Origin of the sequence: Brachybacterium sp. NBEC-018, from assembly GCF_024860185.1 — a bacterium.
Lineage (GTDB): Bacteria > Actinomycetota > Actinomycetes > Actinomycetales > Dermabacteraceae > Brachybacterium > Brachybacterium rhamnosum.
The window spans coordinates 3,783,604-3,799,527 of record NZ_CP100650.1; the positions used below are offsets into that span (position 1 = coordinate 3,783,604).

Annotated in this window: 16 protein-coding genes; 2 read left to right on the top strand and 14 right to left on the bottom strand. The window is 73.9% G+C overall.

What is annotated here, in order from left to right; translation table 11 throughout:
- Positions 1-106: 106 nt before the first annotated feature.
- From NLU66_RS17315 to NLU66_RS17345, 7 genes are all read right to left on the bottom strand, one after another.
- Positions 107-661, bottom strand: coding sequence for an adenylyl-sulfate kinase (locus NLU66_RS17315; RefSeq protein ID WP_259360837.1), 555 nt, complete (start codon positions 659-661; stop codon positions 107-109).
- Complete coding sequence (locus NLU66_RS17320; RefSeq protein ID WP_259360838.1) at positions 658-2,337, bottom strand: FAD-binding dehydrogenase; 1,680 nt, start codon at positions 2,335-2,337, stop codon at positions 658-660. Before NLU66_RS17320 ends, NLU66_RS17315 begins: the two co-directional genes overlap by 4 nt.
- Positions 2,334-2,660 carry a hypothetical protein gene (locus NLU66_RS17325; protein WP_259360839.1) on the bottom strand — a complete coding sequence of 109 codons (327 nt, stop codon included), beginning with the start codon at positions 2,658-2,660 and terminating at the stop codon, positions 2,334-2,336. The genes NLU66_RS17320 and NLU66_RS17325 overlap by 4 nt, the downstream gene beginning before the upstream one ends.
- A gap of 25 nt (positions 2,661-2,685) precedes the next feature.
- Positions 2,686-4,035, bottom strand: coding sequence for a TFIIB-type zinc ribbon-containing protein (locus tag NLU66_RS17330; RefSeq protein WP_259360840.1), 1,350 nt, complete (start codon positions 4,033-4,035; stop codon positions 2,686-2,688).
- Between the two features lie 26 nt (positions 4,036-4,061).
- A complete protein-coding gene (locus NLU66_RS17335) occupies positions 4,062-5,264 on the bottom strand; it encodes an SPFH domain-containing protein (protein WP_259360841.1) in 1,203 nt (400 codons plus the stop codon).
- 100 nt (positions 5,265-5,364) lie between these two features.
- Complete coding sequence (locus NLU66_RS17340) at positions 5,365-6,159, bottom strand: class I SAM-dependent methyltransferase (RefSeq protein WP_259360842.1); 795 nt, start codon at positions 6,157-6,159, stop codon at positions 5,365-5,367.
- A gap of 40 nt (positions 6,160-6,199) precedes the next feature.
- Positions 6,200-6,760, bottom strand: a complete 561-nt coding sequence (locus tag NLU66_RS17345; RefSeq protein WP_259360843.1) for a helix-turn-helix domain-containing protein — start codon at positions 6,758-6,760, stop codon at positions 6,200-6,202.
- An 86-nt stretch (positions 6,761-6,846) separates the two neighbouring features.
- On the opposite strand from NLU66_RS17345, the gene NLU66_RS17350 reads away from it, so the two are divergent.
- Positions 6,847-7,206 carry a hypothetical protein gene (locus NLU66_RS17350; RefSeq protein ID WP_259360844.1) on the top strand — a complete coding sequence of 120 codons (360 nt, stop codon included), beginning with the start codon at positions 6,847-6,849 and terminating at the stop codon, positions 7,204-7,206.
- Here the strand turns inward: NLU66_RS17350 and NLU66_RS17355 are convergent.
- From NLU66_RS17355 to NLU66_RS17385, 7 genes are all read right to left on the bottom strand, one after another.
- Entirely contained in the window at positions 7,196-9,070 is a 1,875-nt protein-coding gene (locus NLU66_RS17355) for an ABC transporter ATP-binding protein (protein ID WP_259360845.1), read from the bottom strand. The genes NLU66_RS17350 and NLU66_RS17355 overlap by 11 nt on opposite strands.
- A gap of 236 nt (positions 9,071-9,306) precedes the next feature.
- Positions 9,307-9,651, bottom strand: coding sequence for an AAA family ATPase (locus NLU66_RS17360; RefSeq protein WP_259360846.1), 345 nt, complete (start codon positions 9,649-9,651; stop codon positions 9,307-9,309).
- 103 nt (positions 9,652-9,754) lie between these two features.
- Positions 9,755-10,681, bottom strand: coding sequence for a bile acid:sodium symporter family protein (locus NLU66_RS17365; protein WP_259360847.1), 927 nt, complete (start codon positions 10,679-10,681; stop codon positions 9,755-9,757).
- Between the two features lie 32 nt (positions 10,682-10,713).
- Positions 10,714-11,358 (bottom strand): response regulator transcription factor, encoded by a 645-nt coding sequence (locus NLU66_RS17370; RefSeq protein ID WP_259360848.1) that lies wholly within the window; start codon positions 11,356-11,358, stop codon positions 10,714-10,716.
- Positions 11,355-12,521: a sensor histidine kinase gene (locus NLU66_RS17375; protein ID WP_259360849.1), complete on the bottom strand. Its 1,167-nt coding sequence runs from the start codon at positions 12,519-12,521 to the stop codon at positions 11,355-11,357. The genes NLU66_RS17370 and NLU66_RS17375 overlap by 4 nt, the downstream gene beginning before the upstream one ends.
- Positions 12,522-12,564: 43 nt before the next feature.
- Positions 12,565-13,392, bottom strand: a complete 828-nt coding sequence (locus NLU66_RS17380; protein WP_259360850.1) for an ABC transporter permease — start codon at positions 13,390-13,392, stop codon at positions 12,565-12,567.
- A gap of 32 nt (positions 13,393-13,424) precedes the next feature.
- Positions 13,425-14,339, bottom strand: coding sequence for an ABC transporter ATP-binding protein (locus tag NLU66_RS17385; protein ID WP_259360851.1), 915 nt, complete (start codon positions 14,337-14,339; stop codon positions 13,425-13,427).
- Positions 14,340-14,427: 88 nt separating this feature from the next.
- Between NLU66_RS17385 and NLU66_RS17390 the strand changes: the two genes are divergently transcribed.
- Positions 14,428-15,906: an amidohydrolase gene (locus NLU66_RS17390; protein WP_259360852.1), complete on the top strand. Its 1,479-nt coding sequence runs from the start codon at positions 14,428-14,430 to the stop codon at positions 15,904-15,906.
- The last annotated feature ends 18 nt before the right edge of the window (positions 15,907-15,924 follow it).

The window sequence follows — 15,924 nt, forward strand, 5'->3', positions numbered from 1 at the left end:
AGCGGAGCCTCTCGGGGACGGGCCGCCCGCAGTTCATGTCGGGGCGACGATATGGTGAGGCTACCCTAAGTTCACCGCTCGCGACGCGGGCGGTCCGCCCGCGTGGTCACCGGGTCTGACGGTCCCCGATCCCCGCCGCGGCGAGCACGGCGCGGGCCGTCTCGCGCGGGGAGCCGACCTGCTCCACGGACACGTCCTCCACGGCGGCGGCGTCGAGGATCGCGGTGAGCTCGTCGAAGCGGTCCCGGTGCCACGCGAGGCCCTCGGGGTCCAGGGCGTGACGCTCGCGGAGCCGCTCCCGCACGAGCTCCCGCGGCGTGCGGATCCGCACCACGGTGAGTGGGAGGCCCATCGCCTGCTCGTAGGCGTCGCGGGCGGAGCGCTCCTCGATGACCTCGGCCGCGACGAGCACCTGCGCGCCGGCCTCGCGGTGGATCGCGGAGAGCGCCGTGAGGGCGCGCAGGGTGAGGGCTGCGCGGAAGCGGTCGCCGGGCGGGGCGGGCCAGGCGCGGCGCAGGGCGTCAACGTCGAGGACCGCCCCGGGGATCCCGCGCCCCTCGAGCTCATCGCCCACCGCGTCGGCCGTGGTCGTCTTGCCGACGCCCACCGCGCCGGTGATCAGCAGCGCGCGGCCGGCGCCGCGCCCGGGGCCCGCGCTCATCGGAGGTCCGCCACGATCCCGCGGCCGGCCTCCCGGCCGGAGAAGAGGCAGCCGCCGAGGAAGGTCCCCTCGAGGGCGCTGTGGCCGTGCATCCCGCCGCCGCCGAAGCCGCTCGCCTCCCCCGCCGCGTACAGCCCGGGCAGGGTGCCGGTGCCGTCCGCCCGCTGCACGCGCCCGCCGAGGTCCGTCTCGAGCCCGCCGAGGGTCTTGCGCAGCAGCACGTGCAGGCGCACCGCGATGAGCCCGCCCGCCGCCGGGTCCAGCAGGCGGTGCGGGGCGGCGGTCCGGATCAGCCGGTCCCCGAGGTAGCGGCGGGCGCCGCGCAGCGCGGTGATCTGCGCGTCCTTGCCGAAGTCGTTGACGACCTCGGCGTCGCGGGCGCGGATCGTCCGCTCGAGGGCGGCGGCGTCCACGAGCTCCTCCCCCACGAGCGTGTTCATCGCGGCGGTGAGCTCGGGGACGCTCCCGGCCTGCAGGAAGTCCTCGCCGTGGTCGAGGAAGGCCTGCACGGGGCCGGGCGCGCCGGGGCGCACCCGGGAGAGGACCTGCCGCCAGTCGCGGCCCGTGAGATCGGGGTTCTGCTCGCTGCCGGAGAGCGCGAACTCCTTCGCGATGATCGCGGGCGTGAGCACGAACCAGGAGTGGTCGTGGCCGGTGGTGCGCAGGTGGCGCAGCGTCGACATGGTGTCGAAGCCGGGGAAGGCGGGGGCGGACAGGCGCCGCCCACGGGCGTCCACCCAGAGCGAGGAGGGGCCGGGGAGGATGCGGATGCCGTGGCCGCGCCACACCGGGTCCCAGTTCCTCACGCCCTCGGTGTAGTGCCACATGCGCCGCTGGTGGATCCAGCTGCCGCCCGCGGCGTGGGCGGCGATCATGCCGCTGCCGTCCACGCTCTCCGGCACCCCGTGGACGATGTCGCACGGCATGGTGCCGAGCTCCTCGGGCCAGCGCTCCCGCACGAGCTCCGCGTTCCCGCCGATCCCGCCGGTCGCGACGAGCACGGCGGGCGCACGGAGCTCGAACTCGCCCACGACCTCGCGGCTCGAGCCGCTCCCGCGCGGAGCAGGGTCCTCGGCGAGCACGTCACCGCGCACGCCGACGGCGCGGCCGCCCTCGACGAGCACCTCGGTGACCGCACGCCGGGTGAGCAGCCGCACCTGCCCGCTCGCGCGGAGCTCGGCGAGGCGGCGGGCGAAGGGCTCGACGACGCCGGGGCCGGTGCCCCAGGTGACGTGGAAGCGGGGCACGGAGTTGCCGTGCCCCTCGGCGCGGCCGTCGCCGCGCTCCGCCCAGCCCACGACAGGGAAGCTGCGATGCCCCAGGGCGTGCAGCCAGGAGCGCTTCTCCCCCGCGGCGAACTGCAGGTACGCCTCCGCCCAGCGGCGGGGCCAGTGGTCCTCGGGGGTGTCGAAGGCGGCGGTGCCGCGCCAGTCCTGCCGGGCGAGGTCGAGGCTGTCGCGGATGCCGAGGCGGCGCTGCTCGGGGGTGTCGATCATGAACAGCCCGCCGAAGCTCCACCAGGCCTGCCCGCCGAGGTCCTGCTCGCCCTCCCGCTCGAGCAGCAGCACGCTCCGCCCGCCCCGGGCGATCTCGCACGCGGCGACGAGCCCGGCGAGCCCGGCGCCGACGACGATCGCGTCGGCCTCGCTCCCACCGCCCCCGCGCGGGGTGCTCATCGCACCTGGATCCGCTGCACCCGCACGAGGTGGTCGTCCTCGTTGGAGCCGTTCATCCGGCGCGAGCGCTGGCGGTTGTTCGAGCCCACGCGACGGTCGGCGCTCCTGAGGTTGCCGACGGAGACCTCCGTCTTGCGCTCGAACTCGTGGCGCTTGTCGGTGTTGCGGTAGAAGCGGTAGATCCCGAGGTACACCGCGATGAAGACGGCGGGCCCCGCGAGGAAGGGGAAGAGGATCCCGGCGGCGCCGTCCCCGGAGGAGTTCCCGGCCAGCAGCGTGGTGACGCCGGGATCGCCGGCGAGGGCGAGCAGCAGGTCGTTCATGGGGTCCTGTCCTTCCGGTGCGGGCTCAGCTGAGGAACCATGCGAGGCCGATGGCCCCGCCGATCACCGCGGCGAGCGTCCCGAGGACGCACGAGAGCGCGAAGATCAGCGGGTGGGAGACGGGCACGGAGCCCATCGTGTTGCCGTTGCGGCCGTTGACGGCGATGTAGTGGATCAGGGAGCCGTCGCCCTTGGCGCTGTCCGCGTAGCTGTACAGCCACACCGGCACGTACACGGACACCCAGCGGGTGCCGCGCACGGCGACGCCCTCCTGCTCCCAGCGCACCCCGCGGTCGAAGTTCGCGACGGTGGGCTGCACCTTGGAGCGGGCGATCGCGAGGAAGTCCTCCTCGACGTCCTGGTCGAGGTCGCGGACGTTGAGGTCGCGGCGCTCGGAGGTGAAGCCGGTGAGGTAGCTCGAGTTGTAGACGACGGCGTTCGCCGTGTCGTACGGCTGCACCGCGTTCAGGACGTTGTTCGTGGCCTGGGAGGCGTCCTCCGCCTGGAAGCGGCGGGCGGACTCGACGGCGAGGTCGTTGACGAGCAGGTCGAAGCCGCGCTGGACCTGGTAGACGTCCGCGTCGTAGTACTGCTCGGTGACGTAGTTGTCCCCCACCTTGCGGCGCACCGTGTAGGAGCGGGTCGTGACCTCGCCCGTGCCGCGCAGCTCGGCATGCATGTTGCCGTCGACCACCATGTAGGGGATGTAGACGCCCATGACGTTGTCCGGCACGAACTCGCGCTTGAAGCGTGGGCTCGCGAAGGTGCGGCGCTTGTCGACGAAGGCGGAGATCCGCTCGACGGCCTCCTCCCGCGTGAGGAGGAAGGGCAGCACCGCGTCGGGCACGGCCCCGCCGGGGATCTGGCTGTTGACGGAGAGGGTCTGCCGGCACCAGTGGCAGCGGGACTGCATCTGCTCGGCGATGTTGATGACGACCTCGGCGCCGCAGCCCTGGCACTTCAGGGTGACGGTGGTGAGGTCCTCGCGGACGTCGGCCGTGCCGGAGGCGAGGGTGTGGCCCTGCAGCTCCGCGATCGAGGAGTCCAGACCGAACTTCTGCTCCGCGACCTCCTCGTTCCAGCGGTGGCGGCAGTACGCGCACTCCAGGGCGCGGGCGGGGATCGAGTAGCGGATCTCCGCGCTGCCGCAGCGCGGGCACTTGTGCAGGCCGTCGCCTACCGAGGAGCTCGTGTCGACGACGCGGTCGCCGCCGGTCGGCGGCCCCGTCGGGACCTGCGGGGCGGCGGCCTCCTGCGGAGGAGCGGCCGGCTGCTCCCCCTGCGGCGGGGTGGGCTGCCGCTGCGGGGCGGGCGGGCCGCCGGGCCCCTGGGAGGGGCCCGACGGCTGCTGCCACGGCGGCTGCTGCGGGGGCACGGACATGACGGTTCAGCGGCCTCCGGTCACAGACCCAGGGCGTTCTTCTTCGCCGCCTCGTAGTCCGCCTCGGAGATGAGCCCCTGGTCGAGCATCTGCTTGTACTGGGCGAGCTTGGCGACGGGGTCGTCCCCGCCGCCCTGGGCGGGCGCCTGCTGCTGGGGGGCCGCCTGCTGCTGCGGCTGCTGCTGCGGGACGCCGGTCTGCTGGACGGGGTTCACGAGACCGCCCGCGGCGCCCGCACCGGCGCCGAACATGGCCAGGCCCGCGCCGCCGCCGTTCTCCCCCGCGGCCTGCACACCGCGGGCGACGGACTGGTTGAGGTAGGACTGCGAGCGGGCGCCCGAGAGCGCATCGGCCTTCTGCACCTCGGTGAGCAGCTCGCGGGTGCGCTGGTCGTACTCGATGGAGACGATCGCCGTCTTCACGATCGCGAGGCCGCGATCGGTGGACCAGCGGTAGTTCTCCTCGACGGCGGCGGAGAGCGACTGCGCGAAGCCCACGGAGTCGCCCTGGATCCTCGTGATCCGGTTGCCCTTGTCGGGATCGTTCGTGTACTTCGAGAAGGCGGCGGCGAGGGAGCCGACGACCTCCTGGAAGAGCTGGCCGCCCGCGGGGTTGTCCACGTCGCCGAAGTCGAAGACCGGGGCGTTCGCGGAGAGGTACGTGGCGGGCAGGAAGTTGTGGACGAACAGCAGCGGGTCCACGATCCGCAGGGTGTACGAGCCGCGGGTCACTGCGCCCACCTGGGCGTTGAGGTACGCGTCGTCCCAGTAGATCTCCGACTGCGTGCCGAAGCGGTTGTCCGGGATCTCCTTGAGGTTCACGTAGAACGCGAGCTGCTGGGAGGTGGGGCGGCCGCCGAACTTGAACCGCTCCCAGGACATGCCGATCGTCGAGGCGAGGAAGCCCTCCCCCGCGAACACGGACTGGGCGTCCGGCGAGGAGTCGGAGAACTCGTAGCCGCCGGCCTCGGTGATGAGCGCTGTCGCGCGGCCGTCGATCACGGTGATCAGGCCGTAGCCCTGCGGGACCACGATCTTCGAGCCGTTGGTGATGACGTTCTCGCTGCCGCGGGTGTTCGAGCCGCGCCCCGCGTTCGTCCCCCGCGGCACCGCGGCGAACAGCGCCGCCGTCGGCGGGAGGCCGTCGGGGACCGTCAGGAAGTCCTTCCACTGGTCCGCGAGCATGCCGCCGAGAGCGCCCTTGAATGCCTGGATGAAGCCCATGGTGTCTCCTTCGATATCCCCCGTCATGTGACGCGCACCATCGTAGCGGCGGGCCCTGGACATCAGCCGGACAGCAGCTGGGCCCGAGCTCCCGGCGGGCTCAGCGCCGGGCGACGACGAGCGCAGCCCGCACGGGGAAGGCGAGCAGGTCACCGTCGCGGTGCGCCTCCCAGAGCGCGCGGGCCCGCGCCTCTATCTCCTCGCGCACCTCCGGGCTCTGGGCGCGGTGCAGCCGGCCCGGCCCGGCGACCCCGCCGTCGATCCCGGCCATGAGGTCGTCCGGCGACACCTGCCAGATCCACCGGACCTCCTCGGCGCGCTCCACCTGCAGCCCGGCGGCCCGGGCCAGGCCGGCGAGCCCCTCCTGCGTGCGAGGGAAGTCGAGCTCGGGCGCCAGCCGCTCGGCGGGCACCGGCCGGGCCCCGGCCGCCTGCGCCGCCTTCGCGTAGGCCGTCAGATGAGGTCCGGCACCGGCGGGCCAGATCGTCAGCGCGACCGGCGCACCGGGGGCCGCCACCCGGGCGATGTCGCGCAGGCTCGCCCGCGGATCGGGCACATGGTTCACGACGAAGTTCGCGGTCACCGCGCCGGCGGCGCCATCGGCCACGGGGAGTCGTGGGGCGCCCGCCTCGAGCACCGTCACCGTGCCGGGGCCGGCCGTGCTCGCCTCTCGGCTGAGGGCGACCATGCCGGGGTCAGGGTCGACGGCGAGCACCTGCCGCCCCTCCGCCGCGGCGGCGTGGGCGAGATCACCGGCGCCGCAGCCGACGTCGAGCAGCTCGATCGCGTGCGGCGCCGGGGTGCTCGTCGCCTCGAGCAGGGTCGGGATCGTGCCGGCGCAGAGCGTCGCGAAGGAGCGTCCATACGCCGCCGCCGTGCCCGCCCAGGTCCGCATTCCCCCACTGTGACAGCTCGCGGCGCGGCGGGCTCGGAGGTCAGTCCTGCGGATTCCCGGCCGACGGGGGTTCGGGGGGCTCGGGCAGCAGCACGGTCGCGAGGCTCACGCGGTGCTTCCCCTCGCCGCCGTCCTCGAGGTACGGGGCGAGGAGCGCGGCGAAGCCCTCCTGGATCGCGGCGAGGTCGTCGACGTCGACGTGGATCGGCCCGCGGCCGAAGCCCCAGAGGTCGCGCAGGGCGGGGGCGTCGGCCGCGAGGGCGCGGTCGGCGTCGGCCGCGAGGTCGGCGAGGAAGACGCGCAGGGCGGAGGCGAGCTGGGCGGTGCTCATGGCCCGCAGGCCCTCCTGGTCCACGTGGGCGAGGGCGTCGCCGAGGGCGAGGGTGCGCTCGGTCGCGCCGCGCACGCGCCGCTCCTCGACGACGGTGACGACGCCCGCGTCGAGGAGCGCGGTGACGTGGCGGTAGAGAGTCGCCTGGGTGACGTCGGGCAGCGCCTCGCGCAGCTGGGCGGTGGTGCGTGTGCGACCGCCGAGCTGCTGGACGATCCGCGAGCGCACGGGGTGCAGGACGAGGTCGAGGGCGGAGGGATCCGCGGGCATGCCTTCCCCAATCATTCTCATACTGATAACGTTCTCGCTATGAGACCAGTCTATCGGGACGGTCACGAGGAGGAGCGGTGAGGACGATGACGCACACCAGGCTCGAGAGCACCCAGCTCACCATCGAGTTCCCCGGATGGGAGGCGATGATGACCGGCCGGTCGCGGATGACGGTGCCGCTCACCGCGGTGCGCGGCGCCCGCGCCGAGGAGGGCTGGACCCACGAGATGCTCGGCATCCGCAGCGGGCTCGTGGTCTCCGGGTTCCGCAAGCTCGGCACCTTCCGTCACCCGGACGGCACGCGCCGGCTCGTCGCGATGCGCCGCGGCATGCCGCTGCTGCGTCTCGCCGTGGACCGGGACGTGACCGGCGTGGACGAGATCCTCGTGAGCACCCCCGAGGCGGCCCGCCTCGCCGGGATGCTCGCCGCGCCCGTCAGCCGGTGATGCCGAACTTCGCCAGGCGCTTGGTCTGCCCCGAGTCCTGCAGCGCGAGCAGCTGCGCGTAGATGCCGCCCGAGGCCGCGAGCTCCGCCGGGGTGCCGATCTCGTCGATCCGGCCGTCCTCGAGCGTGACGATGCGGTCCACGGAGGCGATCGTCGAGAGGCGGTGCGCGATGATCAGCGAGGTGCGCCCCTCCATCAGCTCGTCCAGGCCTCGCTGGACCTGCCGCTCCGCCTTCGTGTCGAGCGCCGACGTCGCCTCGTCGAGCACGAGCACCGGCGCGTCCTTGAGGATCGCGCGGGCCACGGCGATGCGCTGGCGCTGACCGCCCGAGAGCTTCAGCCCCCGCTCGCCGATCAGCTGCTCGTAGCCGCCGGGGAAGCGGCGGATGAAGGCGTCCGCGTTCGCGCGGCGCGCGGCGTCGGCCACCTCCTCCTGGCTCGCCCCGGGCCGGCCGTAGGCGATGTTCTCCGCGATCGTGCCGGAGAACAGCGAGGCGTCCTGGAAGACGACGCCGATCCGCGAGCGCAGGGCGTCCAGCGGCAGCTGCTCCGTGTCCAGGCCGCCCACCTCGACCCGGCCCTCGCGCGGCTCGTAGAGCCCGAGCAGCAGGTTGACGATGGTGGACTTGCCGCCGCCGGACTCCCCCACGAGCGCGACCTTCTCCCCGCGGTCCACCGCGAAGTCGATCCCGTGCAGCACGTCCTCGCCGTCCTCGTAGGCGAAGTCGACGCCGCGGAAGGCGACGACGGGAGCGCCGGGCACCGAGTCCAGGGTGCCGACGGCCGCGGAGCCGGGAGCGCGCCGCGGCTCCTCGGCCCCGGTCCCGTCGGCCCCGTCGGATCCGTCGGCGTCCTCCTGGGCGGCGAGCATCGCCGCGGTGCGGGCGTCGACCGGGGTCGCCATGACGCGGAAGTAGTCCTTCGAGCCGGCGATCGCGCGCTGCGAGGCGTCGATGACCCAGCTCATCGACTCGACCGGCTGGCGGGCCATGCTCATGAGCTGGATCAGCAGCACCATCTCGCCGAGCGTGAAGTGGCCCTGCACGGTGCGGGTGAAGATGATCGCGTACACCGCGAAGAAGATGATGTTGAGGACCGCGCGGCGCAGCACGTCCATCGAGTGCCAGTGCGTCGACTGGGCGCGGGTGGTGGCGTCCGTGGAGCGGAAGCGGCGCGAGAAGTCGCCGAGCTCACCGCGCTCGCGCACGAAGGACTTCACGACCCGGATCTGGCCGATCACCTCGGCGAAGCGCCCCGAGGCGATGTCGATCTCGGTGTTCTTCTCGCCCTCGAGCTTCTGCCACTTCACCGAGGTGAGCGAGGTGAGCCAGACGTAGATCGGGAACACGATGATCAGCAGCACCGCGAGCGGCCAGAAGTAGAAGGCGCTGATGCCGAGCACGGCCGCGGTCGTGATGAGCATGGTCGCGAACGAGTTCGACATCGTCTTCGCGAACTGCGAGATCTCCGCGATGGAGCGGTTCAGGCGGGCGACGATCGTGCCCGTCAGCTCCGTGTCGAACCAGCGCTGCGGCAGGTGCAGCAGCTTGTCGTAGTAGCGGACCGAGAGGATCGTGCGCAGGCGGTTCGCCATGACGTCGCCGAACCAGCCGCCGACGTTGGAGACGACGGTCGTGGCCAGCTCGACGGCGAGCAGCGCCCCGGCGAGCCAGAGCACGGTGCGCACGGCGTCACCGGTGGCGAGGTCGCCGCCGACGGCGCCCGCTACGGTGTCCGTGGCGCGGCCGATGATGAAGGGGACGGCGAGGTTCGCGACGGCGGTGAGCACCGAGGCCGCGATGATCGTCAGGTAGAGGGGGGTGAGGGAGCGCGTGAACCGCACGATGCGGAGGAGGGACGACACGGTCCCAGGCTAGGCGCTGGGACCGACCCGCGACGCGGCCGGGCCCTCCCGTTCACCGAGCGCGGAACGGCTCAGAGCGCGGCGAGGTCCGCCAGCAGCCGCTCGACCATGGCGTCCTCCGAGAGCTCCTCGCCGAGCACCACCTCGCCGGGCGCACCGAGCAGGTCGTGGGGCTCGTACCAGGAGGCGACCGTCGGCCCGTCGACGTGCCCGGCGATGGGCTTGGTCGCATGGCGTCAGAGGGTCTCGGGCAGGCTCACGTCGAGGTAGTAGACGAGCGCGGGGCCGTCGTGGCCGGCGAGCAGCCCCTGCATCATCGGGCCGTAGGTGGCCTCCTTGAAGATGCCCTCGAGGATCACGACGCGGCCCCGCTCGAGGCAGCGGCGCACGATCAGCTCGAGCAGGTCGATCGTCTCGACGGGGTCGACGTCCCGCTCGCGCAGCAGGTCCCGGCGCACGTGGTCCTGCCCCACGACCGCGACCCGGCCCCGCGGCAGCGCGTGCTGGACGCGGCGGGCGATGGTCGACTTCCCCGAGGCGGAGTTCCCGCGCAGGATCACGAGCACGGACAGGGGCGACATGCGACGAGGTTAGCGGGGCGGGGACGCGGAAGCTCGAGCGACGTCTGCTTCCGGACAGGGGAAGCAGGCGTCGCTCGACCGCGGGTGGCGCGTGTGGGGGCGGTCAGTCCGAGCGGGGGCCGACGATCCCGAGCAGCACGCCGACGGTGATCCGCTCCCCGTCGCGGCGGCGACGCACCGCCCCGGTGACCAGGGCGTAGGGCACGAGCAGGACGAAGCCCACGGCGCTCAGCACGAGGATCGCGACGACCACCGACGGGTCGATGCCGTCCCCGCGGGCGACGAGCAGCGCGGCGGCGATGTTGCGCTGGCTCGAGAGGATCGCGGGGCCGTCGGGCACGGTGAGCGTGGGGCCGGCGAGGTCCCCGGCGGCGCGGCCGACGACGAAGGCCATGGCCACGAGACCCGCGGCGACGAGCAGCGCGGGCGAGAGCATGAGCTCGATGACGACGCCCGAGTTCGCGCCGAAGCCCGAGAGGAACATGAGCACCGCGGAGACCGCCGCCGCGGCGCCGGCCACGCGGGCCATCCGGTCCGCGCGCCGCGGGAAGACGGCGGCGAGCACGATCCCCGCGATCATCGGCGAGAGCATCGTGCCGAGCAGCAGTCGAGCGACCGCCCAGCCGTCGACCTCGACGTCCTGCAGGAGGAAGGGCACGACGATCGGCATGAAGACGATCGACCCGAGCAGCAGCACCGTCATCGGCCCCGCGGTCTCGCCGTAGGGGATGCGGGCCATCGCCCCGAGCTGCAGCACGAACGGGGCGCCGGCCGCGCACAGGGCGATGACGAAGCCCTCCCCCGTCTGCGCCGGCAGGATCCCGCTCAGCAGCCACAGCACGAGCGTGCCCACGGCGGGGACGACGACGAAGTTCGCGCCGAGCACCGCGAGCACGGTGCGGCGGTCCCGGAGCTGGGAGCCGAAGGAGCGCAGCGGCGTGCGCAGCCCCATCGACAGCATCGAGGCGATCGCGAAGACGGGGACGCTGACATGGATCAGCCCCACCAGGATGTCCTCGATCGCACGCACCGCAGAAGCCTACGCGGCCCCGGTGCCGGGCGTCAGAGCCAGCCGTTGTCCGTGGCGGAGCGCACCGCCTCGGCGCGGTTGGTGACGCCGAGCTTCCCGATCACGGAGGAGAGGTGGTTGCGCACGGTCCCCTCGGAGAGGAACACGCGCGCGGCGATGTCACCGGTGGTCCCGCCGAGCGCGGCGGCGCGCAGCACCTCGGTCTCCTTCGCGGAGAGCGGGTTCGGGCCGGCGGCGAGGGACTGCGCTGCGAGCTCGGGGTCCACGACGCGCAGGCCCTGGTGCACGCGCCGCACCGCGTCGACGAGCCGCTCGACGGGGGCGTCCTTGACCATGAAGCCGCCCGCGCCGGCCTCGAGGGTCCGGCGCAGGTAGCCGGCGCGGCCGAAGGTCGTCAGCACGATCACGCGGGTCGGCGAGCCGGTGGCGTGCAGGCGCTCGGCGACCTCGAGGCCGTCGGCCGGGCCGGGCGCGCCGTCGGCGCGGGTGCCGGCGGGCATCTGCACGTCCAGGAGCAGGACGTCCGGCCGGGCCTGCTCGACGAGGTCGAGGGTCTCCGCGCCGGTCGCCGCCTCGCCGATGACCTCGAGGTCGCTCTCGAGGCGGAGCAGCGCCGCGAGGCCGCTGCGGAGGATGGCCTGGTCGTCGGCGAGCGCGACGCGGATCGGGGCGGTCATGCGGGGACTCCTTCGGTGAGGCGCGGGAGGCGCGCGGTGAGCCGCGTGCCGGTGTCGTCGGAGTCCACGTCGAGGGTTCCGCCGTGCTCCTCGACGCGGCGCGCGAGGCCCGCGAGGCCGCTGCGGGCGCGGTCCTCGGGGATGCCGGCGCCGTCGTCGGCGACCTGCACCATGTCCTCCTCGAGGCGGATCGTGCAGCGGGTCGCGCGGGCGTGGCGCACCACGTTGGTGACGCCCTCGCGGATGACGTAGCCGAACAGCTCGGCGCGGTTGTCCGGCAGGGCGGGCAGGGCCGGGGGCACCTCGGGTCGCACGCCGGCCGCCTCGAGCACGCTGCGGGAGGAGGCGATCTCGCTCGCGGCGCGCACCTGCTGCATGCCGCTCGCCGTGGTGCGGACGTCCGCGAGGGACTGCCGGGAGATCCGCTCGATCTCGGCGAGCTGCTGCTTCGCCGCGGCGGGGTCGGCGTCCAGGAGCCGCTGGGCGAGCTGCGCGGAGACCGTGATCGTGGTGAGCGAGTGGCCGAGGATGTCGTGGAGGTCGCGGCCGATCCGCTCGCGCTCCGCGGCGACGGCGAGGACGGCGCTGCGCCGCTCCGCCGCGTCGAGCTTCTCCTGCAGGATCGAGCGCTCGATCCCCTCGGCGACGCCGAGGGAGAGCACGACGCCCACGAGCGCGAGGATGATCGCGATCGGCTGCTCGAGGACGACGGCGATCGGCACCGCGACCGCGGCGAGGCCCGGCACCACGAACCTCGCCACCGTGATCGGTACAAGGATCCCGTGCATGACCTGCACGAACATGATCATGTAGAGGATCTCGCCGTGGATCAGGAGGCCCAGCAGGCCCAGCACGACCCAGCTCGCGCCGAGCCAGACGAGGCGGTCCCGCACCGGGTAGGCGCGGAGCCCTGCGGTGTACGCGAACAGCAGCGCGTAGACGAGGCACAGCGCAGTGACGACCACGGCCCGCACGGGCGACAGCTCGGTCCACGCGGGGATCAGCACATAGAGCAGGAAGAGCAGCGAGGGCGCGTTGTAGGCGAGGGCCCCGGAGGCCCGCGCGGCCTGGTGGACGCCGCGCGCCGTGCGCGGGAACTCGAGCCCGACGGCGGCGGCCGTGCGGGACCGGCGGCGGCGCCGGCGCGCGGTCTCGGTGGTCATGGCCCCAGTCTCCCCTCTCCTGCTCCGCCGCGGTGGCGTGACGTCAGCGTCGGGAGGCGCCGCGGGCGGCGCGGCGCAGCAGCAGCGCGCAGACCAGCGCGAGGCCGACCGCCCACACGGCGAGGGTCACGACGCCGCGCACGGGCAGGTCCTCGCCCACGATCCCCCAGGCGCCGAGCAGGCCGAGCCAGTAGGTGGGCGTGTACAGCGAGACGCTCTGCAGCCAGTCGGGGAACATCTCGAAGGGGAACCAGAGGCCGCCCACGAGGGCCAGCATCATCATGCCGATCGTGGTGACGGGGCCGACGGCGCTCGGCTTGAGGGCGAGACCCACGGCGAGGCCCAGCAGGACCAGCGGGATCATGCCGACCCAGAGGGTGAGCAGGGAGCGCGTGAGCTCGAGGGCGCTGAGGTCGATCCCGGCGAGCAGGATGCCGGCGAGGAACACGCCGAGCAGGGCGGGCAGCACGACGACCATCGCGGCGACGAGCTTCCCGGCGACGAAGCTGCGGGGCATGAGCCCGGCGACCATGAGCTGGCGCAGCCAGCCGTTGCTGCGCTCGGTCTGGATGATCGCGCCCGCGTTGAGCGCGGCGCCGAGGCCGCCGTACGCGGCCATGTTCACCATGATGAAGGTGCCGACGCTCTGGCCGGCCTCCCCGGAGGCCTGGGTGCCGTAGATCTGGTTGAACATGAGGAACATGAGCACGGGCAGGGCGATCGTGAAGAACACGAACATGCCGTTGCGCAGGGTGGTGCGGGTCGTGGCGACGGCATAGCGGGCGGTGCGCACGAGCTGCGGGACGGTGCGCGGCCCGGCGAGGGTGTGCGCGACGGGAACGGGCTCCGCGGCGGCGGGGACGGCAGTCATGACGGGCTCCTGGGTGTCGGGATGCGGGCTGGTCAGTGGGTGGTGAGCTGGAGGAACGCGTCCTCGAGGCTCGGGGTCGTCACGGCGATGTCGCGCGCGGCGCCGGTCGCGCCGAGGCCCCCGGGCGCGAACAGGGCCGCGAGGGTCGCGTCGGAGTCGGTGGTCGCGAGGCGCAGCCGGTCGTCCTCGAGCAGGTCGACGGCGCTCACGCCGGGCAGGGCCGCGAGCGGGGCGGCGTCGGTCGCGCCGCCGCGGAGGGCGAGGGTGAGGACCCGCCCGCCGATCCGCTCCTTGATCTGGGCTCCGGTGCCGTCGGCGACGATGCGGCCGCGGTCCATGACGACGACGCGGCCGGCCTCCTGGTCCGCCTCCTCGAGGTAGTGGGTCGCGAAGACGACGGTGCGGCCCTCCGCGGCGACATGGCGCATGCGCTCCCAGAAGCGGTGGCGGGTCTCGACGTCCATCGCGACCGTCGGCTCGTCCAGCAGGATCACCTCCGGATCCGGCAGGAGGGCGAGGGCGAGGCGGACGCGCTGGGCCTCGCCGCCGGAGAGGCGGGAGGTGCTCTTGCGGAGCAGGCCGGAGACGTCGGCCCGCTCGATGACGTCGTCGAGCGGGAGCGGATGCGCGCAGACCCCGGCGACGAGCGAGAGCAGCAGCCGCACGGGCACGTCCTCGAGGAGCGTGCCGTTCTGGAGCATGGCTCCCACGCGCCCCTCCTGGGCGGCGGTCACGGGGGCGGTGCCGCACACCTCGACCGTGCCGGAGTCCGGGGTGGCGAGGCCGAGGATCATCTCGGTGGTCGTGGACTTGCCGGCGCCGTTGGGGCCCAGCAGGGCGAGCATCTGGCCGCGGGGGACGGTGAGGTCCACATGGTCCACGGCGGTGAGCTCGCCGAAGCTCTTCGTGAGCCCGGTGAGCGCGAGGGCGAGGGTCGTGTCGTTCATGGCTCCACCCTCCGCCGGGGAGGCGGGGCGGGCCCATCGGCCGCCGTCACGACCTGCCCATGACGGCTGTCATGGGTACCCTGCCGGGGTGCTCGTGCGTGACGTGCGCCTGCTCGGCGCCTCCTCCCCCGTGGACCTGCTGCTGCGTGACGGCCTGATCGCCACGATCGGCCCCGACCTGCCGCGGGAGGGCGAGGAGGTCCTCGAGGCGAGCGGCGCGCTCGCGATCCCCGGCCTGTGGGACCACCACGTGCACGCGGGGCAGACGGCGCAGGGCTACGCCCGGCTCGACACCTCCGCGGCGGGCTCCGCGGAGGAGGTCGTGCGCCTGGCCCGGGAGGCTCTCGCCGCGCGGGACACGCACGACGGCTCCGCGCTCGTGGGCTTCGGTCACCGGCTCGTGGACCTCACCGGGGAGCCGACGGTCGCCGCCCTCGACGCGGTGGGCGGTGACGACGGCAGCGGAGTGCCGATCGTGCTGATCGGCGGGGACGCGCACCACGCCTGGATGAGCTCCGCCGCGCTCCGGGGCCTGGGCCTGCCGCCGCGCACGGGGGTCGTCGCGGAGGACGAGTGGTTCGACGCGGTCCCCCACCTCGACGACCTGCCCGGCGTCGCCGCCGGCCTCGCCGCGGGGATCGTCCGCCTGCAGGAGGACGCGCTGGCCTGCGGGCTCGTGGGGCTCACGGACATGGAGTGGGCGGAGAACTGGCGGCTGTGGCAGGGGCGCGGTGCGCGCATGCGGGTGCGCGCGGCGACCTACGCCTCGGGGCTCGACACGGTGCCGGGGCCGACGGGCACGCCGCTCACGGCCGACGGCCTCGTGACGATGGGCCCGCTCAAGGTCATCGCGGACGGCTCCCTGGGCTCCCGCTCCGCCTACTGCCGCCATCCCGGCGGGCCGGTCGGCGTGCTCAGCGACTACGCCCACGAGCTGCCCGCCCTGCTGGGCCGTGCGGCGACCCTCGGTCTCGAGCCGGCGGTCCACGCGATCGGCGACGCCGCGGTGGGCGTGGTGCTCGACGCCTTCGCGGGCGCGGGCGTGACGGGCCGGATCGAGCATGCGCAGCTGCTCGCGGACGAGGACGTGGCCCGGATGGCGGCGATCGGGGTGCGCGCCTCGGTGCAGCCCGCGCACCTGCTGGACGACCGCGACCCCACCGAGGAGTTCCTGCCGGGGGCCGCGCGTCTCGCCTACCGCTTCCGCGACCTGGCGGAGGCGGGGGTGGAGCTGCTGCTGGGCTCGGACTCGCCGGTCGCCCCGGTGGACCCGTGGCTCGCGATGGCCGCGGCGGTGCATCGCAGCGCCGATCACCGTCCCGGCTGGTTCCCCGCCCAGCAGCTGCAGCCGCGCGAGGCGCTCGCCGCCTCGACCGACGGGATCCGTTCGCTCGCCGTGGGCGGACCCGCGGATCTCGTGCTGCTCGAGGAGGATCCCTTCGGCGACGTGCCCCTCGGAGCCGACGGGCTCCTCGTGGACGTCGCCGCCCGCGAGGCGGCGGCGCGGCTCCGCGCTGTGCGCCCGCTCGCGACACTCGTCGCGGCCGGTCTCGCCTTCTCCCGCTGAGGGCCGGAGGTCGCCGGC

Coding starts and splice junctions, on each gene's coding strand:
- NLU66_RS17335 (WP_259360841.1), bottom strand. CDS start 5,264: ATGGGCTTCATCCAGGCATTCAAGGGCGCTCTCGGCGGCATGCTCGCG.
- NLU66_RS17360 (WP_259360846.1), bottom strand. CDS start 9,651: ATGTCGCCCCTGTCCGTGCTCGTGATCCTGCGCGGGAACTCCGCCTCG.
- NLU66_RS17385 (WP_259360851.1), bottom strand. CDS start 14,339: ATGAACGACACGACCCTCGCCCTCGCGCTCACCGGGCTCACGAAGAGC.
- NLU66_RS17370 (WP_259360848.1), bottom strand. CDS start 11,358: ATGACCGCCCCGATCCGCGTCGCGCTCGCCGACGACCAGGCCATCCTC.
- NLU66_RS17315 (WP_259360837.1), bottom strand. CDS start 661: ATGAGCGCGGGCCCCGGGCGCGGCGCCGGCCGCGCGCTGCTGATCACC.
- NLU66_RS17350 (WP_259360844.1), top strand. CDS start 6,847: ATGACGCACACCAGGCTCGAGAGCACCCAGCTCACCATCGAGTTCCCC.
- NLU66_RS17380 (WP_259360850.1), bottom strand. CDS start 13,392: ATGACTGCCGTCCCCGCCGCCGCGGAGCCCGTTCCCGTCGCGCACACC.
- NLU66_RS17375 (WP_259360849.1), bottom strand. CDS start 12,521: ATGACCACCGAGACCGCGCGCCGGCGCCGCCGCCGGTCCCGCACGGCC.
- NLU66_RS17345 (WP_259360843.1), bottom strand. CDS start 6,760: ATGCCCGCGGATCCCTCCGCCCTCGACCTCGTCCTGCACCCCGTGCGC.
- NLU66_RS17340 (WP_259360842.1), bottom strand. CDS start 6,159: ATGCGGACCTGGGCGGGCACGGCGGCGGCGTATGGACGCTCCTTCGCG.
- NLU66_RS17320 (WP_259360838.1), bottom strand. CDS start 2,337: ATGAGCACCCCGCGCGGGGGCGGTGGGAGCGAGGCCGACGCGATCGTC.
- NLU66_RS17325 (WP_259360839.1), bottom strand. CDS start 2,660: ATGAACGACCTGCTGCTCGCCCTCGCCGGCGATCCCGGCGTCACCACG.